Origin of the sequence: Hyphomicrobium sp. 802 (assembly GCF_000526135.1) — a bacterium.
Taxonomy (GTDB): Bacteria; Pseudomonadota; Alphaproteobacteria; order Rhizobiales; family Hyphomicrobiaceae; genus Hyphomicrobium_B.
Genome location: NZ_JAFM01000001.1, coordinates 3,932,192 through 3,956,474, shown reverse-complemented (window position 1 = coordinate 3,956,474; position 24,283 = coordinate 3,932,192). Strand labels below are relative to the sequence as shown.

Sequence of the window (24,283 nt, the reverse complement as noted above, 5' to 3'; positions counted from 1 at the left end):
CATGGTTCAAGACTCGGAAAAGTCCCGGAAATTGCGCGGCGCCGACCGGCTTCAGCGCATCCTTCTGACGCTCAGGGCGAATTCGACGATTCGCCTAAATGAGCTTGCGGACGAGTTTGGCGTCAGCAGCGAAACGATCCGTCGCGATCTCGATAAGCTCAGCAGCCAGGGTCTCATCAACCGGACGCACGGCGGAGCTTCCGTCGTGCCGCTTGGAACCGATCCGACATTAAAGCAGCGCCTGGAAATGAATAAAGCCGAGCGCGCTGCGATTGCGCGCGAGGCGATGAACCTGGTTTCGCCTGGTGAAGTGTTGATGATCAGTTCAGGCGTTACGGCGTTCGGATTTGCGCAGCGCCTTGCGACAAGCGCCATCGATGTCACTGTGCTGACGCCAAGCGTGAATGTCGCGACAACGCTCAGCAGCAATCCAGCAACGCGCGTTCTGCTTATGCCGGGGGAATATTACCCCGGCGAAGCAACCGTCGTCGGGCAGGAAACGACGAATTTCGTTTCACGATTCCGCGCGAACACCGTTTTCATAGGTGCGAGCGGCCTGACGGAAGAAGGTGCTTTTGAATCGATCCCCGGGATTACCTGGAATCTTCGCGCGATGATGGAGCGATCGGAACGTGTTGTTCTGCTGACCGATCACACCAAGTTCGGTATGCGCCGCCTCGATCTTGTTTGCCCGCTCGATGACATCGATGTCATCGTCACCGATCGTCAGCCCGAGGGCGACTTACACAACGCAATTCGTCGGGCTGGTGTTGAATTGCGGATCGCGCTCGTCGCGGGCGACGACGAAGCCGGTCTTGCTGCAGCCGTTTCCAACTGAATCTGAAATATCTCTGCCGGGTGGAGTGTGGTCTATTCCGCGATGGGTGAACTGCGCCCAATGCCAGCAAAAAATCCAACTTCTTTTGTGGAATTTGCCACAAAAATTGTTGGACTAATTTGAATGTTGGCGTATTCTTTAGCAGGCACAGAAATGAGGCAGGGTAATCGGCATGATCGATCCCGGCTGGTCCCAGGACCAGATCAAGGCCTACATCCTCGAACTTCCGCTGTGGCGCGAGCCACGCGCGACGCCATTGCTTGGCGGTCTCACTAATCTTTCCTGGCTTATCGACGATAGCTCGACGCGCTCGGTTGCTCGCGTAGGCTTCGATATTGTGCCGCATGACATGTACGATCGGTTCATCCGTACTGCGATCTGTGCGGCGGCGGACATTGGCGTCAATCCCAAGCTGCGCCACATCGAGCCTTCGCTTGCCGTGATGGAGTATGTTCCAGGTGGTTCGCTGTCGCTCGATGATCTCAAGAACTGGGTGCAGGTCGAGCAAGTCCTCTCGTTGCTGCGAACGCTCCATCGCGGCACGTCGAGGCTCATTGGTCCAACGCGTTACGTTTCCTATTTTGAAACCGTCAGGGGCTACTGCCGGCAGCTTCGTGCGCTCGAAAGCCGGGTTACGCCGGACCTTTCAGAATACGAGAAACTTGCCGACGCCTTGGAAGATGAAGTCCTTCCGTTTGCGCCGGCTTTTACGCAGAACGATCCACTACCGCAAAACTTCATTCGCGACGGTCGCGGCGGTCTCAAGCTCGTCGATTGGGATCACGGCGGCGTGGGCCATCCCTTCAATGATGTAGCGGGCTTTCTGGTCAACAGCGAAATTCCGCGTGAGCTTTGGCCTCATGCGCTGCAAGCCTACGGTGTTCCAGCCGATCGGATCGCGGTTCGTCAGCTTTCGATTTTCGCCGTTATCGCAACGCTGCGCGAATATCTCTGGGCACCGTTGCAAGAACTCGTTTCCGTTGTTCCAGGAGAGAAAGTCGCGGCTGCAATGGGAAATCTCTTTCCCGGTGAAGCCGCCGATTACGTCGGCTATGGGGCCGTCAATCACCGTCGTTTCCTCAGGGTCCTGGCGGAGCATCGTCAGGAATTCGGAGGCCCGTGAGAGAATCGCAGCAAGCGGCCGACATCTGTTTGGGAGGCACAATAACGAGGATCGGGCAGGGAAGCCCGGCGCACGTCATCAGTCAACAAGATCCAGGTGCCGTCATGCTTTCGTTCCGCAGATCCATATGTGCCGTCATACCACTCGCGCTATCGTTCTTCACGAACCTCGCATCCACTTCGGCGGAAGCGTGGGATCTTACGGAGGCGGCCAAGCCCTATTCGGGTGCTACCGTGAACATGGCCTGCGAGGCCTACGCGCCATGCATCGCCTATCAAAAACTTATTCCCGAGTTTCAGAAGGCGACGGGCATAAACGTCCACGTCGAAGCTGGAGACATCGGACAAATCCAGCAGCAGATTTTGACGGATGCGTTGACGGGCACGCAGATTTACGACCTCGTGCAGATCAATCCGTTCTCGACAGGTGTGTGGGGCGGGCAAAAGTTTGCGACACCCGTCCAGCCGTTTCTCGATGATGCCAAGCTCAGAGATCCGTCTTTCAAGATCGAAGATATCGTTCCGGCGCTCGTCACGCAGATGAAATACAAGGGCGAGCTCATCGCTATGCCCTACAGTTTCTTGCCGCCGTTCGGCATCTACCGCAAGGATATCGCTGCGGATCCTGGAGAGCAGGCCGCCTTCAAGGCGAAGTTCGGCTATGACACGCCCTTCAACGGCGACAAGATCGTCAATGTCGACGATTGGCAGAAATGGACTGATGCTGCCTCGTTCTTCGGGCGCAAAGCCGGCGAAAAGCTCGCGGGACAGACGCTCGACCATCCGGTTTATGGAACTGCGGCTGCGTTCAAGCGCCATCTAACCGTCATCTTCGACTACGAGCGCATGCTCCTGTCTATGGGCGGCGAGATGATTTCGGCCGATGGCAAAGAAGGGTTTTCTTCGCCAGTCGCAAAGAAGGCGCTCGACACCATGCTGTCGTGGCGGGCCTATTCGCCGCCATCCTATCGCGAATACACCTGGGACGAGGAATACGCCGACTTTTGCGCGGGCAATCTTTTCTCCGTTCCGTCTTGGGCGGACTCGACCGCTTTTTTCGAGATGCCGAAGGAATGCCCCAAGGTCGCGGGTAAGGTCGGATATTTTCTGCATCCCGGCAATCATAAGACTGTTTCTGAGGGGCATGCTTTCGTGATCCCCAAGCAGTCGCAAAACAAGGAAGCGGCGTTCCTGCTCGCGCAGTGGCTGGCGAGTAAAGACGTGCAAGAGCGTTGCGAAGCGTTTGGCTGCGCAACTTTCCGCAAAGACGTTCTTGCTCAGAGCAAGTGGGATGACAGCGGCCCAGTGCAGCTCTTCCGCGAGATGATCGCCAAAAACTATCTCTACCCGCGTCCGGCGCTTCCGGAGTGGATCGAGATGCAGCAGGTTATCATGGAGCATCTCAGTGCCGCCGGAGCGGATCAGGAAAAACCCGACGTTGCACTCAATGCAATTGCCGAGAAAGCCAAAGAGGTCATGAAGAAATGATGGGGGGCGCACGTACCGGTGGGGATGTCGTGCCCTCACCGGTGCGAACGGAACGGTTTCTTCGCAAAAGCTTCAGAGACTTTGTTGCAGGGCGCTATGCGGAGGGGTGCTTCGCGTTCCTCTATTCCCTGCTTTTGGTGCTGGGCAGTTGGGCGATGGTTGCGCTCAAGGCGCCGCCACTGATCATATCGGCCGTCGATGTTCTATGTTTGCCGATTTGCGCATGGGCCATTCAAGCTACACTTCGCGGTGTCGGAGGCTTGCGATGATGGGCCATCTGGTGACGCTTGCCTGCGCTCTGCCTTTACAGCTTGGCATTTCCGCATGGAATTATCGAACGAAACGTCTGGAGCCGGGCGAGGCCGCATTTTGGGGTGTTGTTGTCTTCATCACCCTTGAATTTATTCATCTCGGAGCATTCGCGTGAGTGGCGTGCAGCTTGAGAACCTCTCGAAGCGTTTCGGTGATCGCGTTATCGTCAAAGACGTATCGATCGATATTGCGGACGGCGAATTTCTCGTCCTTGTCGGACCGTCCGGTTGCGGTAAGACAACCACTTTACGAATGCTGGCAGGTCTTGAGGAAGCAACTGGCGGAACCATAAAGATCGGCGATCGCGATGTGACGGATCTTGCGCCCCGCCTGCGCAACATTGCGATGGTGTTTCAGTCCTACGCGCTTTATCCGCATAAAACGGTGCGCGAGAATATGGAATTCGCGCTCAAGCTTGCGAAGGTGCCGCGATCGGAGATCGCCGAACGGGTGAACGCCGCGGCTGACGTATTAGGTTTGTCCACTATGCTCAATGATAAGCCAAAGACGCTTTCCGGCGGCCAGCGCCAGCGCGTAGCGCTGGGCCGCGCCATCGTGCGCGAGCCGGAAGTGTTTCTGTTCGATGAGCCGCTGTCGAACCTTGATGCCAAACTGCGCAACGCGATGCGCAGCGAGTTGGTCCGTCTTCATCATCGCCTTGGCGCGACGATGATCTACGTGACGCACGATCAAATCGAGGCGATGACGATGGGAGATCGCATCGTTGTTATGAGCGACGGCGTCGTCCAGCAGATTGGCAAACCGCTCGAAATCTACGACGATCCGTCCAATCTTTTTGTGGCGGGCTTTATCGGAACGCCGTCGATCAACGTTATCGCTCGAAGTCCAAGTGGCTTCGAGATTGGCGATCGCGCAATTTCGCTGCCGGACGGGCATCCTGCGACGTCGCCGGAGGCGAAATTTATAGGAATTCGGCCCGAGCATTTGCGTATGGAACGGTCATCCGAAGGAGGCGTCGGTGTCGGCCGTGTCGCGGCAGTAGAACATCTCGGACCTGAGACGATCGTCGAAATCGATACCGGCGAGAGCGGTCTCTCCGTTAGAAGCTCGAGGAAGGAAGAGATCGGTTTTGACGACTGGGTTTCCCTCGACCCGATTCCAGAAAAAATTCTCGCATTCCGCGAAGATGGCAACAGATTACGTGGATAGCGGATTGTTACGCAAATACCCCGCGGCTCTCGTTTTTACCGCCTGCCCTAAAGCCGCCAGCGCAAGTGAGCTACTCGGAAGTGGATGTTCGTAGAGGCTCAACAAGAGATTCATTCGGTGCAGCGAACGGTTTCGAGGCGTGGGGTCTGCAAGGTCAACTGCTTTCTATTTTCTAACGGTTTGTCATCACGCGCCGGGGCTCAGTCATCAACGGACGTAGGCTCGACCGGTAATTAAGGTCCGCTTCGGGCCAGTAGCAGCCATTCCCTCGTTACGTATGAGTTCAGAGCCAGAAGGAGTGATCTTGCCATTCTTGCAGGTCTGTCCTGTTTCTGACCTGATACGCCTCGCATGCTAGGCGCGATGCCTCAACGCCTCGACGAACCTTGCAAAGGCCGGCGATGCTAGGCGGCGGTTGGGGTAGTAGAGATGATAGCCCTCGATGGGCGGACACCAATCAGTGAGCGTCGCACGCAATTGTCCAGTCGCAATGTATGGACGTGCTAGTTCTTCGGGAACGTAGGCGAGCCCGAGCCCGTCTACGGCCGAGTGTAGCACGGGAATGATGCTGTCACATGTCAGCTGACCTCCAACTCTGACTTCAAGCTCTCGACCATCTTTTTCGAATTCCCAAGCGTAGAGGCCACCGGCCGCGGCCATGCGCAGATTAATGCATCGGTGGTTGGTCAACTCCCGCGGATGTTCGGGGGGCGAACGTCGAGAAAAATAATCTGGCGAACCAACAACGGCGAAGCGCCAGTCCGGCCCGATCCGTACTGCGATCATATCCTTGCTTATGGATTCGCCGAGTCGGACACCAGCGTCGAAGTGCTCTCCGACAATGTCGATGAAGCCGTTGTTGATTGAAACCTCGACATTCACATCCGGAAAATCAATCAGGAACTTTGCCAGCTTTGGCCGCAAGATTGACTGAACGGCATGGTCGCCCGAACTGATGCGAACAGTGCCGGATGGCTTGTCGTGCAGGTCGCTGAGCGCGTCGACTTCTGCCCGGATCTGTTCGAGATGCGGGGAGATCGACTGAAAGAGCCGCTCCCCAGCCTCTGTCGTCGAAACGCTGCGCGTCGTCCTTGCCAGAAGGCGAAGGCCAAGGCGTTCTTCCAATCCGCGGATCGTGTGACTAAGCGCGGAAGGGGATACCCCAGATTTGGCTGCCGCCTTTGTGAAGCTGCGCTCGGTGGCTACGGCGATGAACGCTCGCAGCTCCCCCAGCTCATCCCGACCCATTCCTGAATCTCGCTCAATAGTTCATGCGAATTATTGTGACTAATTGGATAACTCGTTCCTCCTTAGATTGCCAGCACAAGCATCACAGCAGGAAGGGAACGTCATGGACATCGTTCGCGCAGGCAGCCACCCGGCCATGAAAGGACCGACCGATTGGTTCACGGGGTCGGTCAAGGTCGAGATGCTCTTCAACGCCATCGACAAAGAACGTGTTCAGGGTGCGAACGTGACATTCGAGCCCGGAGCGCGCACCGCCTGGCACACGCATCCGCTCGGCCAAACATTGATCGTCATTTCGGGTCTCGGCCGGGTTCAACGCTGGGGCGGGCCGATCGAGGAAATTCGACCCGGTGACGTCGTCTGGTTCGCTCCCGGTGAGAAGCACTGGCACGGGGCCGCACCAGATCAAGCAATGACCCATACCGCGATCCAGGAAGTCCTGAACGGAACCACAGTCGAGTGGATGGAGCAGGTATCGGACGCTCAATACGGCGCTTGATCGCGCCATAAACACCAAAGGAATTCGAATATGATCAAAGACAAAGTCGTCATCGTCACGGGTGCCTCTTCTGGCATCGGCGAAGCCACTGCGAAGTTGCTCGCGACCAAAGGCGCCAAGGTCGTTCTCGGCGCGCGTCGAGACGACAAACTTAAGCAAATCGCAGAGCAGATCAGGGCGAGCGGCGGCGAGGCCGCCTATCAGGCACTCGACGTAACGAAAACCAGTGACAATGAGGCCATTGTTGCACTTGCCAAGAAGTCCTTCGGGAATGTAGACGCGATTTTCTTGAATGCAGGTCTCATGCCCAGCAGCCCCGTGTCGGCGCTAAAGACCGATGAATGGCGCAAGATGGTTGAAGTCAACATCAACGGCGTGCTGAACGGCGTCGCGGCCGTAATGCCAACATTCATTGAACAGAAGTCCGGACACATAATTGCGAACTCTTCCGTCGCGGGATTGAAGGCCTATCCGAACGCAGCTGTTTATGGTGGCACAAAGTGGTTTGTCCGTGAGTTCATGGAAGTGCTGCGGATGGAATCGGCCATGGAACAGACAAACATTCGAACTGCCACCATCTATCCGGCAGCAATCAACACGGAATTGCTAGATACGATCAGCGATCCGAAGGCTGCCGAAGCAATGCGGGGCCTCTACGCGGCTTTCGGTATCTCGCCGGAACGCATTGCCGAGGTTGTCGCCTTCGCACTTGATATGCCGGCTGATACGACCGTTAGCGAATTCACGGTAGGGCCTGCTAAGCAGCCTTGGTGACAGGCAACGCTATGTGATCTGTCACTGCGAGGGCTCCAAAGACACGCTTTGGAGCCCCTGACCAACTCAAATCACATCACCAGAAAATTGCCGAACTATTCGACTGTGACCGCCACGAAGGGAGACTCTAATGCCTCATGTAATCGTCAAGCTTTGGCCTGGGAAGACCGAGGAAAAGAAGAAGGAGCTTGCAGTGGCCATCGCAGAGCAAGTTACGAAGGCCCTCGAATACGGCGACGCTTCGGTGTCGGTATCGTTCGAAGAGGTAGATGCTGATCGGTGGCGTGAAGAGGTTTATATCCCAGATATCGTCAATAAGCCCGACCGGCTATACAAGAAGCCCGGATACAAGATGTGACTCAGCCAAACGGCCTGTAGTACAGGCTGGTGCCTCCTGCGGGGTCATACGCGGTTGCAAGGCGGGACTGCGTATCTGCCACAATGCCGGCTCTAGCCAACCATTCAACGGCACTGATCAATATCTTGCGTTTTCCGCTAAGAGGTTTACGCCACCGACTGACGTCCGCTCGGGGTCAGAAGCGGTCGTTCCTACGACGTCGAAATCGTGTCGGCTTACGTGCGGAATGCGGACGCTGGCATATTAGCTGTGACTTCGTGGTTCGCAGTCTTCGCATCCCGGCGAAGAGTTCTCATCGTCGTCCGATGCGGTATCGCTTCAGCCGGATTAATTGATCCTTTTGCAATGGCGCGCCTCACTGGAGAAAGTTCGAACCTGCTACTAGACGCTCTTGAAAAGCTAGAAGCCGAACTGGCCGAGGATGCCCAGCTACTGAGCCTTTCCCAAAGCCGTAGCCGCAATGCCCAATGGGAGGATGCTGGGCGAATGTGAAAAGGGCAAACCGCTTATCACCTCGTCGCACATCAGCTGTTGAATGTGCAGCCGACGTTAGGAAATGTGTGTTCCATGATCGCTGATGAGCCTTAGTAGCGAGCCATGAAAGGGCGCGCTGGTAGTCGCTGAGCGAGATGGGGGCGCTCGCTATCGCGCATCGAGCTTTCTCCGAATGGCCTCCAGTTCTTCCATACGCGCCTTCACTTCCGGCCACCGCAGCGCACTGAGGCGCGCAATCATCGCTTCGATCAGAACGGAAATCGGCGCGAATGAATCCCAATTGGAATTGACGGCAATCCGCAGGGCAAACACGTGTTCCGCAACGGCCGACACGGGCGATAGCCATTCATCCGTGAAAAGGATGATCTTTGCTCCGCGCGCCGCAGCCTCTTGCCCCATGCGAACGACGTCGTCCTGGTAGCGGCGAATGTCGAACAGAAGATATGCATCCGACGACGTAACACCTAGAAGATGTTCAGCCCATGTCGCAGTCTGACTGTCGATGAGCGTTACATTGGATCGCAATTCACGCAGGTGAAGAAAGGCCTGCAATGCGAGACTGGATGTGAGACGGCCGCCTAGGATCGTCACCGGCCGCGTGTCGTCGGCGAGCAGCCTAATGGCACCGTCGAATTCCGACGGGCGGATGAGATGCATCGAGGCCGCCATGGCGCTTGAGACCGACTCCCAATACTTCGCGAACGCTGGAACCTCAACGGCGCCTTTGGCATCCGCTGCAAGAACGTCTTTGGTCAATGGCGACCGCAAACGTGCTTCGAGTTCATCGCGCAGCTGCTGCTGAAAATCGGCGTAAGCGCCGAAGCCGAGCTTGGCGATCAAGCGCAGGATGGTCGGATTGCTGACATCCGCCTGCTTGGCGAACTGCGCCACGGTCTGCAGCCCCGGCACCGGATAGTTGCCGAGCAGGATGAGGGCAGCCTTGCGCTCGGTCGGCGTCAACTGATCGAGCCGTCGGCGGATCATCTCGGCGACGGTGGTGTGCGGTAAACCGGTCATGGGCGTGGCTCCCGACGGGCAATCCTTCCCGAGCTACTCGGTTTCTTATTTTGTGCCAAATAGTACAGCAATGTTTTTCCCGATAGCTGAAATTTCATGCAGCCCCCGGCACTGGAGGGCCACCAAAGCTCCGACTAAAACGCTAAACCAGCGATACCCGATTTGAAAAATTTGGTACAGGCTTCTGTTATTTATGGAACAGAAAGTCATATATATTGCAAATTCTGTTTAATTTGGTACATCGCTTGCAAAGCGCTTGCTGGAAGGGGTCCGCGAGGGAACCCCAAAACTAAGCAGGGGAATGCACATGTATCCGTCTGTAGAAAGTGGCAAAGCCACCGCGGAAGCGGCCGGCGGCTCATCGTTCGACGTAACAAAGCAAAAAGACCTCCAACTCCTGAAACCAAAGGCGGTAGGGCTCGTCGGCGTTCTGTTTCTAACGCTGACGGGCGCGGCGCCAATGACCGCGAGCCTCCTGAACATTCCAATCGTCGTCGGCAACGGCAACGGTTACGGCGCGCCCGCGGCGTTTCTCGTCGCCACCTTGATCCTTTTGCTTTTCTCCGTCGGCTATGCGGCGATGGCATCAAAAGTATCCGCTGTCGGCGGCTTCTATTCCTTCATAAGCCACGGGCTAGGCCGCGAACTCGGCATGGCCTTCGGCTTTTGTGCTGTTGCCGCCTATGCGATCTTCGAACCGGCGCTTGCGGGCGGTCTTTCCTACTTCTTGAACCTCAAGCTAAACGAGCTATTCGGTATCAACGTGCCGTGGGCACCGCTTGCCGTCGGCATGGTCGTACTGATCTCCGTGCTCACCTATTTCGAGGTTCAACTATCGGCGGCGCTGCTCGGCGTCGCTTTGGTGGCGGAAGTTCTCATTCTGCTGTTCTTTGATCTGGGTATCTTCGCCCATGCGGGCCACGGTGTCGCCGTCTCCGCATCGGCACTCAACCCCCTTGCCGCATTCCAGGGCTTCGCGCCCGACGGCAAGCTGCTTGGCGGCGCCGCCGGTATCGGACTGTTCTTCGCCTTCTGGTCGTGGGTCGGTTTTGAAATGGCCCCGAACTATGCCGAGGAATCGGTCAATCCGAAAAAGATCGTGCCCATCTCGCTCTACGTGTCCGTCATCTGCCTCGGCGTCTTCTATACTGTCACAAGCTGGGCGGTCGTCTCGTCCTATCCCGACTTTCACTCGCTGATCGAAGCCGCGCAGAACAACTCCGCGACCTTCTTCTTCGATCCGGCAACGAAGCTGCTCGGACCGTGGGTGACGTCGTTGATGAGTTATCTCGTACTGACAAGCTCATTCGCCTGCGGCATGGCATTTCACAACACGGCGGCGCGCTATCTTTATGCCTTGGGCCGCGAAGGCGTCTTCCCGAAGGCACTGGCGCGCACGCATGTCGTCCACAAGACGCCCTATGTCGCCTCGATCGTTCAGTCCGCGATCGCCATCCTGGTGATTGCAGCGTTCGCGATCTTCATTGGCTCGGACAACCCGCAGACCGATGCCTACGCCGGGCTGTTCAGTCTGATGGCGCTGATGGGTACGATCCTTGTCCTCTCGGCCCAGGCTGTCGTGTCGCTTGCGGTCATCGTCTACTTCAAGAACAATCACGCATCCGAAGCCGGACGCTGGTCGACGTTCGTTGCCCCACTGCTGGCGTTCCTGTCGCAGGCGTTCGCGCTCTATCTTTGCGCGACGAACATGGAGTTCCTTGGTGGCGGGTTTGCGTTTGCGGACTGGATTATTCCACTCGACATCGCGATCTTCGCGGTCGGCCTTGCCGGGGCATTCCTCATCAAGACGACGAACCCGGCCAAATTCGAGAAGATCGGCAGGCTCATCTATCAGGGCGTGCCTGAGGGAATGCTCGCATCGGCCGAACATGCAGCAGCGGCCAAGTAAACAACCATGGGCTTCCACAACTGGTGGCGCCGGCGCTCTGCGCCGGCCACGTCTAATCACGATCTCAAGTCTCGAGCAAAGGGCAACACGATGTCGGCCAAGCAACCCCATTTCATTGAAGATCACGGCCTGTGGAGCGAAGAGCAGAAGCTCATGGCCGCCGATCTGATCGCAAGGATCGAGCGCGAAAACATCAAATACATCCGCATCGGCTGGGGCGATCAACACGGCATCGTGCGCGGCAAGACAGTGACCGCCGCGGAGTTCCGTTCCAGTCTCAAGAGCGGCAAGGATTTCCAGCTCGTCACCGCAATTTTCGACACAACCAACCATCCGATCGTCTCACCGTTCGGCGATTCCAATAAGCTCAATGTGCCCGAGATGATCGGCCTTCCTGATGGGGTCCTGGTTCCCGATCCCTCGACATTCCATGTTCTGCCTTGGGCGCCCGATACCGGCTGGATCCTAAGCGACGCTTATCTTGCCAACGGCACGCCGTGCCCGTTGTCGACCCGCCAGGTTCTGCGCGGCCAGCTCGAGCGCCTTGAAGAAAAAGGTCTCGAAATGCTCGTGGGCCTGGAGTTCGAATTTTATGTCTTCAAGCTCGAGGATCCGAGCCTGAGGCCCGAGGAGAGCGGCTATCCCCCCGAGCCTCCGAAGGTCTCGATGATCTCGCACGGCTATCAGTATCTGACGGAAAACCGCGGCGATGAAATCGACCCTGTCCTGCGCCTTTTGCAGTCCAACCTGGAAGACCTGGGCCTGCCGCTTGCAACCGTTGAGGACGAATGGGGGCCGGGCCAGTGCGAAATCACGTTCGCTCCGATGACCGCGATGAAAGCCGCAGACAGCGCGCTTCTCTTCCGTTCGGCGGTAAAACAAATATGCCGCCGGCATGGCTATCACGCGACGTTCATGGCCAATCCGCAGGTACCGAATGTGTTTCCGAGCGGCTGGCACATGCACCAATCGATCCGACGCATCGCCGACAAGACGAACCTCTTCATGGCCGAAGGCGGTGACAATCCGCTCTCCGCGTTCGGAATGAATTACGTCGGTGGTCTGCTGCAGAATGCGGCTGGCACGTCGATGATGACGACGCCGACAATCAACGGTTACAAACGGCAAAGGCCGGATGGATTCGCGCCGTTCAAGGCCGGCTGGGCGCTCGAAAACCGCGGCGCCATGATCCGCGTCATCGGCCGCCCGAACGATCCGGCGTCCCGCGTCGAAAACCGCATCGGCGAGCCGACGGCAAACCCGTATCTTTACATCGCATCGCAATTGATCGCCGGTCTCAACGGCGTCGAAACGCAAAAGGATCCGGGCAAACCCGCAGCCGCTGCCTATCTCGCCGACGCGCCGCTTCTGCCGCGCAGCCTGATGGACGCGATCGAGGGATTCCGCAACAGTGCGGTCATTAAGGACGCTCTCGGAGAGAAATTTTGGAACTACCTCATCATGCTTAAAGAGTATGAGGTCAGCCGCTTCCTCGCCGCCGTCACGGATTGGGAGCAGAAGGAATACTTCGAGATGTATTGAGGCGCCGGGCGTCCTCTCTAAGAACAACCCTCCAGGAGACACCCTTGAAGATCGCCGCTGCTCAGATCCGGCCCGTTTGGCTCAATAAACGTGCGACGGTCGCGAAGGTCATCGACACGATCAAACAGGCGGCCGCTGAGGAGATCGATCTTCTGGCGTTCCCCGAGGCGTTCGTGAGCGGATATCCGTTCTGGCTTTGCCGGACGGATGCCGCGGCGTTCGGCGATCCGAAGCAGAGTGAGGCTTATGCCTGCTTTCTCGACGCGTCGATGGAAGCGGATTCCGCGGAAGTGAAAGAGATCGTGGAAGCGGCGCGCGACTATCGCGTGTCCGTCTACCTCGGTTTCAATGAACGCGGCAGCAACGTCGGCCGCGGTACGCTTTACTGCGCGCTGCTAAAGATCGACGCCAGCAAAGGTGTGCTGGGCGTCCATCGTAAGCTCATGCCGACGCACGATGAGCGCCTATGCTGGGCCGCCGGAGATGCGCATGGACTTCGCACACATCAAATCTCGGGGGTTCAGGTTGGCGGGCTGTGTTGCTGGGAAAACTGGATGCCGATGGCGCGCTTCGCCCTCTACTGCGGCGGCGAAGAGCTTCACATCAGTCTGTGGCCGGGAAATGCCGCTGTCGCCGAAGGCATTGTTTCGGCGACAGCGCGCGAAGGCCGCGTCTGGTCGTTGAGCGTTCACGGGCTTTTATCCATGAACGACATTCCCGACGATTTTCCATTCAAGCAGGAACTCATCGCAGAAGGCTTCGATGCCATCTTCAACGGAGGATCATCCTTGGTTGCGCCGGATGGGAGTGTCATCATTCCGCCTTCGCCCGGTGTCGAGGGACTGATCTCGCATACGATCGACGTGAAGACGGTCTACGAAAATCGTCAGATGTTCGATGTCACTGGCCACTACTATCGCCCGGACATCTTCGACCTCCGCATTCGCGGCGATCGCTTCGACGCGGCAAAGCTCTGGCCCTGAATGAGACGCACACGCCAAATATCGGAGGCGCCCCTACGGACGGAATATGAAAGTCACAGTCATTCAAAATAGTACGTACGGCAGCGCTGGCCTCGTCGAGAAATTCATCCGCGCCAAAGGCTGGAGCTGCCGACGGACACTATCGCCGAAAGACATCGTCGCGACCGATCTCTCGAACGTCGTCGATGACGTCGTCGTGTTTTTGGGCTCCCGGCGCGGCGTATACGAGACGCACGTTCAATGGATCGCGCGGGAACGTGCGCTGATGAAGCGTCTTGTCGATAATGCTGTGCCTGTATTCGGCATCTGCTTCGGGGCTCAGCTTCTGGCAACGGCTCTGGGGGGAACCGTCTCGCCTATGGGACATACCTATCGCGGCTGGATGGCAAACGCTATTGCCAGCGCGCCGGTTTGGCATGGGCCATGGCTTCGCTGGCATGGCGATTTCATTACCCTCCCCGGCAACATGAAAGTCTTGGCGCGGGACAACAATACCGTGCAGGCCTTCGAACGCGGAAACGCCGTCGGCGTACAATTCCATCCCGAAGTCTCGAATGCGGTGCTTCGGGATTGGTGCGCCTATCGAGCCGCGATGCCCGCCGAAGACCAGCGATCTCTCGATATCGCCTTACGCTACGCGGACGACCACGCCGCGGAAATCGAAAAGCGGGCGTTCGCGCTGTTCGACAATATTTTCGATAAGATTTCTGGAAAAGCCTTCGCGTGAAATGCCGTCGTGTATGGCCGCTTCTGGCCCCAATTGGCCTTCGGCAATTCGCGCAAACGCTTTTGGTCCGAAGGGCAGACGTCGCTGCCGACGTCCGTCCAAGCCGTGATTTGAGTGGTGGTAGACTGCGGCCCGCAGGGCCTATGGCGCACCCGAGAGGATTCGAACCTCTGGCCTCTGCCTTCGGAGGGCAGCGCTCTATCCAGCTGAGCTACGGGTGCTTCGGGCGAGACTGATAGCCCATTCGAAGGTCAGCCGCAAACGCCAAGCTGTGCAGCCCAGGCCGCAGAACCGGCGATCCTCGGGAAATTGAGGTGAGGCGGGACGCCTCACCCGGCTGCCCGTCAAAGGCGGCGCGAGCTACAACCCTGGAGCCAGGGCGCCAAAGCCGCCATTATCGTAAGTTCTCAATACCGCTCAATACCGGCAGGGCTTGGCGACGACGACACACTTCGCGAGCAGGATCGCGCCTTTTTTGCAATCCCATTGCTTGTTCTGGGCGTTGTAAAAATCGGCATAGCGGCGGCCATAGAGACGGGCGACCGTGTACTTCCAATTTTCCCGCGCCTCGACCTGCGCTTTCTCGGTTCCTGCGCCTAGGATGCCCGTTGCGGATGCCGTACCTTCGACCGGCGGTCGGCAGCGCGGCAGGGCGCTGGCGTCAGTGGCCGCAAGGCCGGAGGCCATGGCTCCAGCAGTGACGGCGAGGGCAGCGAGTTTGACGGTCGTGCGCATGACAAATACTCTCCCAAGAGCGACGATTTGCAACTTTGCCGGCCGGTATTTAGATAAGGACCGGCGGACTTCAGCCATGGGGGCGACCCGCTGTCAACGGACGTCTGACCCAAGCAACAGAATGTTCCGATAGCGTGGGAAAATGGCCGCGATTTCGCGGCGAAGCGCATATTCCTAGGCAATTCGATAAACGACGCGCAACCGCAACTGGTCGCTTCCGCCATGGCCAACAGAGAAACAATGCAGCAAACGAAAATTGAATCTCCTTCAGCTTCAGAACTGGCCGAGACCGTACCGGTCGCCAAAGGAAGCCACATCTATCTGATCGATGGATCGGGCTACATTTTCCGCGCCTTTCATGCTTTGCCGCCGCTGACGCGACCGTCGGACGGCTTGCCGGTCGGCGCCGTCCACGGTTTCTGCGCCATGCTTTGGAAGCTGCTGCGCGAGACGAAAATCTCCGAAGCGCCGACGCACTTCGCGGTCATCTTCGATGCCGGGCGCGAGACGTTTCGCAACGCCATCTATCCCAAGTACAAGGCGCAGCGGCCGCCCCCGCCGGAAGAACTGTTGCCGCAATTCCCGTTGATCCGCGATGCCGTCAAAGCCTTCAATGTCGCTTGCATCGAGCGCGACGGCTACGAGGCCGACGATCTGATCGCGACTTACGCCAGGCTCGCCGTCGATGCCGGTGGCGACGTTACGATCGTCTCGTCCGACAAGGATCTTATGCAACTCGTGCGTCCTGGCGTCACGATGTTCGATGGCATGAAGTCGAAACGCATCGGCCGAGACGAGGTGATTGAGAAGTTTGGCGTTCCGCCTGAGAAGGTTATCGACGTCCAGGCGCTCGCGGGGGATTCCGTCGACAACGTTCCCGGCGTGCCCGGTATCGGCATCAAGACTGCAGCCGAACTCATCACCAGTTACGGCGATCTCGATACGCTGTTGGCGCGGGCCGGAGAGATCAAGCAACCGAAGCGGCGCGAAAAGCTCATCGAGTTTGCCGAACAGGCCCGCATCTCACGCCAACTCGTCTTGCTGAAGGACGACGTTCCGCTCGATACCGTCATCGAAGCGCTGGGCGTGCGAGAGCCGCATTCGGATGCCCTTCTGAGCTTCCTGCGCACGATGGAATTCAACACGCTGACCAAGCGTATCGCCGAAGCGCTGGGCACCGAAGCGCCGCCGCCTCTTGCCGTATCAGTCGGTGCGAGCGTGAAAGCTAAGCCGCAAACGCTTTCCGACAAGATCGAAGATTTAGAAGAAGAAGCTGCATCGGAAGACGCCACGCCCGCCGCTGCAGTGGCGGCCGGTAGCGCGCTTGCCCGCGGCGCGCAGGTCGACCGGTCGCGTTATCAGACCGTCACGACGCGCGCCGACTTGGAGACATGGATCGCCAAGGCGCAGAGCGCAGGCCTCGTCGCCTTCGATACCGAAACCTCGCGGCTGAGCGCGACAGAAGCCGACCTCGTCGGCTTTTCGTTGTCGGTGACGCCGGGCGAGGCCTGCTACGTTCCCGTGGGACATCAGTCCGGCGGCGGCGATCTCTTTGGCGACGGCAATCGTCCGCCTCAGCTGGCCGTTGCCGAGGCGGTCGCGCTGATGAAGCCGCTGCTCGAAGACCCATCGGTTTTGAAAATCGGACAGAACATCAAATACGACGTGCTGGTCCTGAAGCGTTATGGCGTCGAGGTCGCGCCGTTCGACGATACGTTGCTGCTCTCTTATGCGCTCGACGGCGGGCGCGGCCAGCACGGCATGGACGTTCTGTCGGAACGCCACCTGGGCCACACATGCCTGTCATTTTCCGAAGTCATCGAGCACGCGCCGGGCGCCAAGAAGGCCGACAAGTCGTTCGCGGGCGTTCCAATCGACAAGGCAACCGAATATGCGGCCGAAGACGCCGACATCACGCTGCGTCTCTGGATGGCGCTCAAGCCGCGCCTCGCCGCCGAGCACATGGCGACGGTATACGAGACGCTTGAACGACCGCTCGTTCCCGTGATCGTCGCGATGGAGCACGCAGGCATCAAGGTCGATCGCGATATTCTCGCGCGACTTTCAAGTACATTCGCGCAGCGCACTGTGCAGCTCGAAGAAGAGATCTACGGCCTCGCTGGTCACAAGTTCAATCTCGGCTCGCCGAAACAACTCGGAGAGCTGCTGTTCGATCGCCTGAAGCTTCCCGGCGGCAAGAAAACAAAAACCGGCCAATGGGAGACGCGCGCCAACCTGCTCGATGATCTTGCTGCCAACGAAGACCTTCACGGCGACGCCCGTCGCCTCGTCAACACGATGCTCGAATGGCGGCAGTTGATGAAGCTCAAGTCGACGTACACCGACGCGCTGCCGACTTATATCAATCCAGAAACGGGCCGCATTCATACCAGCTACGCGCTCGCCTCCACGACGACCGGACGCTTGGCATCGTCCGAGCCGAACCTGCAGAACATTCCGATCCGCAACAAGGAAGGCCGCGAAATTCGCACGGCTTTCATTGCTGAAAAAGGCATGAAGCTCGTCTCGGCGGACTATTCGCAGATCGAATTGCGCGTGCTCGCCCACGTTGCCGACATTCCGCAGTTGAAGAAGGCTTTCGCCGACGGCCTCGACATTCACGCCATGACCGCGTCAGAAATGTTCGGCGTGCCCGTGAAGGATATGCCGGCCGAAGTTCGTCGCCGCGCCAAGGCGATCAACTTCGGCATCATTTACGGTATTTCGGCGTTCGGCCTAGCGAACCAGCTCAGCATCAGTCGCGAGGAAGCAGGCGATTACATCAAGACCTACTTCCAACGCTTCCCCGGCATTCGCGACTATATGGATGCCACGAAAAAGCAGGCGCACGCTCACGGCCATGTCGAAACGATTTTCGGACGCCGCATCCATTATCCCGAGATCAACACCAAGAACCCATCGATGCGTGGCTTTCTTGAACGTGCGGCGATTAACGCGCCGATCCAAGGCTCCGCCGCCGACATTATCCGCCGGGCGATGATCCGCATGCCGGATGCTCTTGTGGCCGCAAATCTGTCATCGGCGCGGATGCTGCTGCAGGTCCACGACGAACTCGTCTTCGAAGTTCCGCAGGATCAGGCAGACGCGCTCATCACAACCGCGCGTCACGTAATGGAGACCGCGGCCGAGCCTGCGATCAAGCTCTCCGTCCCGATCCACGTCGATGCCAAGGCCGCAGACAACTGGGATGAGGCGCACTAATCCCCGTCGCGAGAGGTGAACGTATCCTCTTCTGGCGGATCGCGCGGGGCGTCGGGTTTCGGCCAAATGCGCGATCCGACGAAGTCGAGGACCAGCACTGCAATCGCGAGCGCTGACGCGGCGACCGCCAATTGCAATTCGCCGAGGCCGCACATCAAGCCAATCGCGGCCGTGAGCCAGATCGCGGCCGCGGTGGTCAACCCTTTGACGTGTCGGATCTTGTCGCCGCGCTGAAGAATGACGCCTGCACCAAGAAAGCCGATGCCGGTCACGACGCCCTGCGCGATACGGCTGAAAGCGGCTGCATCACCGGTGCGTTCGCCGGCGAGCGCAGCCACGCAAGCGCCGAGACTGACGATAGCCATCGTCCGAAATCCGGTCGGCATGCGCCGTAGATCGCGCTCAAGTCCGATGACGCCGCCACATAGGACGGCAGCCACCATGCGCCAGACAATGTCGTAGTAATCGAGTGGAGTCGTCATGAGAATCCTAACCTGACAAGGATGAGGTTAGCACAACATGACGAGCGCAGAGTCTATTCGCCGGCGGAAGAAGTTGAATGCTGGCCGTTGACTGCGTCTAGAACGCCGTTCGCCTTTACCCGCCAGTCGGGCGCGACGTCCGGCGTGTCCTTCAGCGCGCGATACGGCCTCGGCATCTTCGTGCTCTTGCCGCCGGTCAGCCGTTTGTAGTTGATCGTGCGGATGAACTCGCGAATGCGCGGCTGGATTTCCGTGCGCCAGCGGGTGCCGTTAAAGACGCCGTAATGGCCGACGCCGGACTGCACGTAATGAATTTTTTCGTCCGTCGGCACGCCGAGGCAGAGATCGTGCGCCGCTTCGGTTTGTCCGAGACCGCAGATGTCGTCGCGTTCGCCCTCGACCGTCATGATCGCCGTCTTGCGGATCGCGGCGCAATCGACAAGCTCACCGCGGTGCATCAATTTCTTGTCGGGCAAGAGGTGTTCCTGGAACACGATCTGGACCGTCTGCAGATAGAACTCGGCGGTGAGGTCCATCACCGACAGATATTCCTCGTAGAACGTCTGATGCTGCTTGACGCTGTCGCAATCACCTTTGACGAGGTTGTTGAACAGATCGACGTGCGCATTCATGTGCCGGTCAAGATTCATCGTCATGAAGCCGGTGAGCTGCATGAAGCCCGGATAGACAGGCCGCATGAAGCCCGCGTGCGGGAAAGGCACCGTCGAAATGACGTTGTTCTCGAACCATGCAAGCGATTTCTGCGCGGCCAGATCGTTGACCTTCGTCGGATTGCGCCGGGTGTCGATCGGCCCGCCCATAAGCACCAGAGACGACGGCTGACACTGCTCGCCGCGCGCCGCCATCACGGCCGCTGCGACGAGCGCCGGAACGGCCGGCTGGCACACCGCAATCACATGCGTGTTGGTGCCGATGAAGCTCATGAACTCGATCAGGTAATCGACGAAATCATCGAAATCGAATTGACCGGAGGCGAGGGGAACGTTCCGCGCATCCGACCAATCGGTGATGTAGACATCGTGCTCGGGCAGCATGGCTTCGACCGTGCCGCGCAGCAGCGTCGAGTAGTGGCCCGACATTGGTGCCACGATGAGCACTTTCGGATCGTAGCGTTTGCCCGTGACGGTTTCATCGCGCGCGAAATGGATGAGATTGCAGAAAGGCTTGGAGAGCGCGATCTCTTCGCGGATCGGCACCTTAAGACCCGCGAGCTGTACGCTGCCGATGCCGAATTCGGGCTTGCCATAGCGCCGCGTGATGTTCTCGAACACCTCGCAGGCGGCAATCATGTTCTTGCCGGCCGTCGTGTACCCCATTGGATTAAGGGGCCATCCCAGCGTCTGCCGCAAAGCCTGAACGCCGAATCGCACCGGGGACATGAACGCATGGGCCATTTCATAGGCATAATAGTTCATATCGTTCCCAACCCTTTGTTTTTTATGGTCTTTGGGGGCTTCGACCACGTCGCAGTGCAGCGCGTTGTTGCTGCATTGCATAAGTATAGAACGATTATACATCGTCACAATCTAGAAATAGTTCATGAGCCTAACGACTAAGCATCCCCATGCATAAAGGGTACACTCGGGTGCTTTCCGATTGCGGCGCACCATCGTAAAGACGCGCAGCCTTGATTGATTGTTCCGTTTAGGCAAAGAGGGTTCCCTCGTCCGTGCCGCGGGGAACAATGCCGACAGAACTTTCTGGGTCGCCGCGGTGGTTGCGCCGTTTCGTTAATGTCGCGCCTGACGAGGTTGCGGCGCTTCTCGCGTCCTTTGCGATGTTTTTCGCGTTGCTGTCCGCCTATTACGTCATCCGCCCGGTGCGCGATGAAATCGGCGTCGCCTTAGGCAAGGATTCTCTCCACCAGCTTTTTACCATCGTCTTCTTCGTGATGTTGGCGCTGGTGCCGCTCTTTGGCTTTGTCGCTGCCCGCTTTCCGCGCCGCTACGTGCTGCCGGCGATCTACGCATTCTTCGTCGCCAATCTGGTTGCCTTCTGGCTGGCGCTAAAGGCGGCGCCGGAAAATCACGCGGCGCTGGGAACGTTTTTTGTATGGGGCAGTGTCTTCAATCTCTTCGTCGTGTCGCTGTTCTGGAGCTTGATGTCGGAGCTCTGGTCGCACGACGCAGCGAAACGGCTTTACGGCTTCATTTCAGCCGGCGGTACCGCAGGTGCGCTGGCCGGTCCCCTGATCACGCAAGGGCTCGTGCGCATTTTCGCGCCCGTCGATCTGATGCTCGTTTCGGCGGTCTTGCTGTTGGCCGCGATGATCGCCAGCCTGCTGTTGCGCCGTATCAAACCGCCGGAAGCAACGGGCGGTGAAACCGAGCCCGCTGGCGGCGGCATTCTCGACGGCGCCATCAAGGTGTTTACGACGCCGATGTTCGCGCGCATCGCACTTTTCATTTTCATCGCGAACGTCATCGGTACGTTCTTTTATCTTGAGCAGGCACGCCTCGTCGCAACGTCGATCTCGAGCAACGCAGACCGTGTCCTGTTTTTCTCCGGCCGCGATCTTGTCGTCAGTATCGTGACGTTCCTGATCGAAGTGTTCGGCACGGCGCGCATTCTGAAACGCTTTGGCGTGACGGCGGCATTGCTTGCATTGCCGGTGACGGGCGCGATCGGTGTGCTGATGTTGTCGTTCGATGCTGCGCTCGGCATCGTCGCCGCCGTCATGGTCGCCGAGCGCATCGTGGCGTTCGCGCTCGCCAATCCCGCGATCAAGCTGATCTACACGCTCGCGAGCCCGGACGAGAAATACAAGGTGCAGAATTTCATCGACACCGTTGTGTTTCGCGGCGGCGACGCAGCATCGGGCTGGCTCTATGCGTTGCTCGGCGGAGGCCTTGGCTTTGCCGGAGGCGCAATGGGCGCCGTCGCCGTTCCGGCTGCCGCCGCTTGGTTGTGGATCGCGCAGCGCCTCGGCGCAGATCACAAAAGACGGGCCTCCGAGATCGTCACTCGCGCCTGAGCAGCGCTTCGGGGCCGTCAGAAGTTAGACGCTGCGTCGCCGTAATGACGGTGCAGCCGTTGGTCTTGATTAGCGTCCGCCGCGGCGCGGAGGTCCGCCACTCGTGCGCGAGGCGCCAGAAGCATCGCCCATCGGCGGGCGTCCGTCCTTGTGACGGAAATTGATGCGGCCCTTGGTCAAGTCGTAGGGCGTCATCTCGACCGTCACACGGTCACCAGCGAGAATGCGGATGCGGTTCTTCTTCATGCGACCGGATGTGTAGGCAATCACTTCATGCCCATTGTCGAGCTTCACGCGGCAGCGGGCGTCCGGCAGAACTTCGTCCACCACGCCTTCGAACTCGAGCATCTCTTCTTTAGCCATTCGATCTCCCGATCGTTGTTTCTTTTCCGAATAAGAAAAGCGGGGAGCAGCCGAGCTGCTCCCCGCATGAGTGGAGTGGTTTCGAAAACCTTAGAGCGGACGCAGGTTCACGGCAGCGATTTTGCCGTTACGTCCACGCTCGGTTTCGAAGTAGATCTTCTGGCCTTCGCGGAGCGACTGAAGGCCTGCACGCTCAACAGCGGAAATGTGGACGAACACATCGTTCCCACCTTCTTCCGGCTGAATGAAGCCATAGCCCTTCTGACCATTGAACCACTTCACAGTCCCGTTCGACATCAATTGCCTCCAAAGCAAACATAAATTCCCCGGTTAAACACCGGAGGCTAATCAAATCGCGCGATGGAGACGTCTTAGGGCAGGCGGTAGCGCTGGTAAGAGTAAGCCAAGGCGTGTTCGACGGCGACTTATATGCCTTGGTCCTGTGAGAAAGGCAAGATCGTCGCAGCCTTCGGGCACCCCCTTCCGAGATCAAAATAGCTTTGAAATGCGGGGCGTTTCCGATCGTCTTCGCAAACCATATGCGGCGCCCGGAGGAAAGGCAGGCGGGAAACCATATTCCCACCTTCAACCTTTAGCTGCGCCCGCTGGCGGCATTCAGCGCCACGAACCGAGGTCCGACGTCGACGTGGATATGGTCCATGTCCCGGTAGGTCATGACGCCCCCGTTCCGGTGGTTGGCGATAAGCCAACGCACGACCTCAGCCTTGCGGCCCGGCACGCGGAAGTCGATCGCTTGTCCCGAGGCGTGACGGGACGGCCGTCCCGTACCGGCAATACGCGCACCCGGCCGGCAGGTCGAGACGATCTGGACGTTGCCAAACTGTCCGCGGATACGCGCGAGGAGGTTGCGAGCCTCCGATGTCAGACACGCAGTCGATGTACCCGAGAGACGCGCAATCTTGCGGCTCGTCATGGCCCGATCTCGATAATGGTCGCCGTCGTCCTTGTCTGGTCGGGCGTCGGCGACACCTGACGTTGTGGCGGCAAGTACAAGAGAAAGCACGGCAATCGTTCCCTTACGCATGGGAAGTCCTCGTTTGGTTGAGTGATGGGAAAAAGCCCAATCGGGTCCGCTCCGCGTCGGTGCGACGCGGCTTTGGCGAGCTCAGGCTCGAATGGCCAAGCGATTGGGATAAGCAGGGAACCGCAAGCGCCAGCCCCCCGGACGCGCCGCCCCCGTTTTCAAATCTCGTCCGAGATTGCGGTGCCCATCCTGTGGATAAGCGGCACCTTTTGTGCGGCGCGCCCTGAAAGCCGTAGCGAATAGGCGAAAATGAGGCCGTTCGCGTCGCCGAGGCTTGAACCGTTGCCGCATGCGGACAATGGCGGCTCGAAATCCGCATTTTGAGCATCGGACAATGGATTTGGCCGACCAAGCAGAGTAGCAAGACAGTGTGGGGAGCGTCACACGTAAAAAGGGGACATCTGGAAGGGGGACACGGCCATGAATGTCTTGAAGAGCTTGGGTTTGGGCTTCATCGCAGGCGTGATCGCCGCCGCGACCGTGCAAGAGGCGATCAGCTGGTTTTTCGTTCACTACTGGACCGGGTGGGACGCCGAACCTTGGAGCCTTCGGCCGATGCCGAGCCTCCTCATTCCTTCGGTTGTGCTGCCTTGGATGATTGGCAACGGCATCACGGCCGGGCTCTGGGGCGCACTCTTCGGTTTTCTCCTGGGCTGGAAGCCGATCGGCATGATGACGATCCGCGGCGCCATCCTCGGCCTTTTCGGTCCGGCACTCATCGGCGCATTCATCGTCGTGCCGTACCTCGCAGGAAAACCTTCGCCGCTGCTTGAGGGTGACGTCAGTCAGATCGTGCCCATCCTGTGCATGTCGGCAGGATTCGGCGCGGTCACGGCATGGTTCTACGGTCTCTTCAGCTGGGGCCGTCTGCCTTAAGCATTTTTGCGGCGCGGCGACTGTTCATCCGTCGCGCCAATGCTTACCTCCGGTGCGGCGCAACTCCCGTTTGTGACGTGCGC

General features: G+C 58.5%; 23 protein-coding genes and 1 tRNA gene. 15 read left to right on the top strand and 9 right to left on the bottom strand.

The genetic code is table 11. The features are described from left to right. Position 1: 1 nt before the first annotated feature. The 5 genes from HYP802_RS0120130 to HYP802_RS23890 all read left to right on the top strand — a co-directional run bounded on the left by HYP802_RS0120130 (position 2) and on the right by HYP802_RS23890 (position 4,930). Positions 2 to 838, top strand: a complete 837-nt coding sequence (locus tag HYP802_RS0120130; RefSeq protein ID WP_013949530.1) for a DeoR/GlpR family DNA-binding transcription regulator — start codon at positions 2 to 4, stop codon at positions 836 to 838. 172 nt (positions 839 to 1,010) lie between these two features. Then, complete coding sequence (locus tag HYP802_RS0120125; protein WP_013949529.1) at positions 1,011 to 1,961, top strand: phosphotransferase; 951 nt, start codon at positions 1,011 to 1,013, stop codon at positions 1,959 to 1,961. A 104-nt stretch (positions 1,962 to 2,065) separates the two neighbouring features. Beyond that, positions 2,066 to 3,448 (top strand): extracellular solute-binding protein, encoded by a 1,383-nt coding sequence (locus tag HYP802_RS0120120; RefSeq protein WP_024276413.1) that lies wholly within the window; start codon positions 2,066 to 2,068, stop codon positions 3,446 to 3,448. A gap of 265 nt (positions 3,449 to 3,713) precedes the next feature. Next, positions 3,714 to 3,875, top strand: a complete 162-nt coding sequence (locus HYP802_RS23745; protein WP_155831279.1) for a hypothetical protein — start codon at positions 3,714 to 3,716, stop codon at positions 3,873 to 3,875. Continuing rightward, the gene (locus HYP802_RS23890; RefSeq protein WP_013949526.1) at positions 3,872 to 4,930 is read left to right on the top strand and encodes an ABC transporter ATP-binding protein; all 1,059 of its coding nucleotides are present in this window, start codon (positions 3,872 to 3,874) and stop codon (positions 4,928 to 4,930) included. Before HYP802_RS23745 ends, HYP802_RS23890 begins: the two co-directional genes overlap by 4 nt. Before the next feature lie 354 nt (positions 4,931 to 5,284). Here HYP802_RS23890 and HYP802_RS0120100 read toward each other — a convergent pair whose 3' ends face one another. Then, positions 5,285 to 6,178, bottom strand: a complete 894-nt coding sequence (locus HYP802_RS0120100) for a LysR family transcriptional regulator (protein ID WP_013949525.1) — start codon at positions 6,176 to 6,178, stop codon at positions 5,285 to 5,287. Between the two features lie 103 nt (positions 6,179 to 6,281). Between HYP802_RS0120100 and HYP802_RS0120095 the strand changes: the two genes are divergently transcribed. The 3 genes from HYP802_RS0120095 to HYP802_RS0120085 all read left to right on the top strand — a co-directional run bounded on the left by HYP802_RS0120095 (position 6,282) and on the right by HYP802_RS0120085 (position 7,809). Further along, positions 6,282 to 6,677 carry a cupin domain-containing protein gene (locus tag HYP802_RS0120095; protein ID WP_013949524.1) on the top strand — a complete coding sequence of 132 codons (396 nt, stop codon included), beginning with the start codon at positions 6,282 to 6,284 and terminating at the stop codon, positions 6,675 to 6,677. A 30-nt stretch (positions 6,678 to 6,707) separates the two neighbouring features. Beyond that, the gene (locus tag HYP802_RS0120090; protein ID WP_013949523.1) at positions 6,708 to 7,451 is read left to right on the top strand and encodes an SDR family oxidoreductase; all 744 of its coding nucleotides are present in this window, start codon (positions 6,708 to 6,710) and stop codon (positions 7,449 to 7,451) included. A gap of 130 nt (positions 7,452 to 7,581) precedes the next feature. Continuing rightward, positions 7,582 to 7,809: a tautomerase family protein gene (locus tag HYP802_RS0120085; protein WP_013949522.1), complete on the top strand. Its 228-nt coding sequence runs from the start codon at positions 7,582 to 7,584 to the stop codon at positions 7,807 to 7,809. A gap of 642 nt (positions 7,810 to 8,451) precedes the next feature. On the opposite strand, the gene HYP802_RS0120075 is transcribed toward HYP802_RS0120085, so the two are convergent. Next, positions 8,452 to 9,321: a MurR/RpiR family transcriptional regulator gene (locus HYP802_RS0120075; RefSeq protein WP_013949520.1), complete on the bottom strand. Its 870-nt coding sequence runs from the start codon at positions 9,319 to 9,321 to the stop codon at positions 8,452 to 8,454. Between the two features lie 307 nt (positions 9,322 to 9,628). Between HYP802_RS0120075 and HYP802_RS0120070 the strand changes: the two genes are divergently transcribed. The 4 genes from HYP802_RS0120070 (at position 9,629) to HYP802_RS0120055 (ending at position 14,482) form a co-directional block, all read left to right on the top strand. Then, positions 9,629 to 11,230 (top strand): APC family permease, encoded by a 1,602-nt coding sequence (locus HYP802_RS0120070; protein WP_013949519.1) that lies wholly within the window; start codon positions 9,629 to 9,631, stop codon positions 11,228 to 11,230. A 90-nt stretch (positions 11,231 to 11,320) separates the two neighbouring features. Further along, positions 11,321 to 12,772, top strand: a complete 1,452-nt coding sequence (locus HYP802_RS0120065; protein WP_013949518.1) for a glutamine synthetase family protein — start codon at positions 11,321 to 11,323, stop codon at positions 12,770 to 12,772. 44 nt (positions 12,773 to 12,816) lie between these two features. Continuing rightward, positions 12,817 to 13,755 carry a carbon-nitrogen hydrolase family protein gene (locus HYP802_RS0120060; protein ID WP_024276411.1) on the top strand — a complete coding sequence of 313 codons (939 nt, stop codon included), beginning with the start codon at positions 12,817 to 12,819 and terminating at the stop codon, positions 13,753 to 13,755. 46 nt (positions 13,756 to 13,801) lie between these two features. Continuing rightward, complete coding sequence (locus HYP802_RS0120055) at positions 13,802 to 14,482, top strand: type 1 glutamine amidotransferase (RefSeq protein WP_013949516.1); 681 nt, start codon at positions 13,802 to 13,804, stop codon at positions 14,480 to 14,482. A 144-nt stretch (positions 14,483 to 14,626) separates the two neighbouring features. On the opposite strand, the gene HYP802_RS0120045 is transcribed toward HYP802_RS0120055, so the two are convergent. Next, a tRNA-Arg gene (locus tag HYP802_RS0120045) sits at positions 14,627 to 14,703 on the bottom strand. A gap of 196 nt (positions 14,704 to 14,899) precedes the next feature. Then, positions 14,900 to 15,217, bottom strand: a complete 318-nt coding sequence (locus tag HYP802_RS0120040) for a hypothetical protein (RefSeq protein ID WP_013949515.1) — start codon at positions 15,215 to 15,217, stop codon at positions 14,900 to 14,902. A 240-nt stretch (positions 15,218 to 15,457) separates the two neighbouring features. On the opposite strand from HYP802_RS0120040, the gene polA reads away from it, so the two are divergent. Then, positions 15,458 to 18,439, top strand: coding sequence for a DNA polymerase I (gene polA / locus HYP802_RS0120035; protein ID WP_024276410.1), 2,982 nt, complete (start codon positions 15,458 to 15,460; stop codon positions 18,437 to 18,439). On the opposite strand, the gene HYP802_RS0120030 is transcribed toward polA, so the two are convergent. Both HYP802_RS0120030 and phaZ read right to left on the bottom strand, forming a co-directional pair. After that, positions 18,436 to 18,921: an MgtC/SapB family protein gene (locus HYP802_RS0120030; protein ID WP_024276409.1), complete on the bottom strand. Its 486-nt coding sequence runs from the start codon at positions 18,919 to 18,921 to the stop codon at positions 18,436 to 18,438. The two genes, polA and HYP802_RS0120030, sit on opposite strands and share 4 nt — an antisense overlap. Before the next feature lie 53 nt (positions 18,922 to 18,974). Further along, complete coding sequence (phaZ, locus tag HYP802_RS0120025; RefSeq protein WP_024276408.1) at positions 18,975 to 20,357, bottom strand: polyhydroxyalkanoate depolymerase; 1,383 nt, start codon at positions 20,355 to 20,357, stop codon at positions 18,975 to 18,977. Positions 20,358 to 20,626: 269 nt separating this feature from the next. Here phaZ and HYP802_RS0120020 point away from each other — a divergent pair, with 269 nt between their 5' ends. Next, positions 20,627 to 21,916 carry an MFS transporter gene (locus HYP802_RS0120020; RefSeq protein ID WP_035575852.1) on the top strand — a complete coding sequence of 430 codons (1,290 nt, stop codon included), beginning with the start codon at positions 20,627 to 20,629 and terminating at the stop codon, positions 21,914 to 21,916. 69 nt (positions 21,917 to 21,985) lie between these two features. Here the strand turns inward: HYP802_RS0120020 and infA are convergent, their stop codons facing one another. The 3 genes from infA to HYP802_RS0120005 form a co-directional block, all read right to left on the bottom strand. After that, positions 21,986 to 22,279 (bottom strand): translation initiation factor IF-1, encoded by a 294-nt coding sequence (gene infA, locus HYP802_RS0120015; RefSeq protein ID WP_013949510.1) that lies wholly within the window; start codon positions 22,277 to 22,279, stop codon positions 21,986 to 21,988. A 90-nt stretch (positions 22,280 to 22,369) separates the two neighbouring features. After that, positions 22,370 to 22,576, bottom strand: coding sequence for a cold-shock protein (locus HYP802_RS0120010; protein WP_013214405.1), 207 nt, complete (start codon positions 22,574 to 22,576; stop codon positions 22,370 to 22,372). 295 nt (positions 22,577 to 22,871) lie between these two features. Continuing rightward, positions 22,872 to 23,324 (bottom strand): D-Ala-D-Ala carboxypeptidase family metallohydrolase, encoded by a 453-nt coding sequence (locus tag HYP802_RS0120005; RefSeq protein ID WP_013949509.1) that lies wholly within the window; start codon positions 23,322 to 23,324, stop codon positions 22,872 to 22,874. 420 nt (positions 23,325 to 23,744) lie between these two features. On the opposite strand from HYP802_RS0120005, the gene HYP802_RS0119995 reads away from it, so the two are divergent. Then, on the top strand, positions 23,745 to 24,200 hold the full coding sequence (locus HYP802_RS0119995) for a hypothetical protein (RefSeq protein ID WP_013949507.1): 456 nt from the start codon (positions 23,745 to 23,747) through the stop codon (positions 24,198 to 24,200). Positions 24,201 to 24,283: the final 83 nt, after the last annotated feature.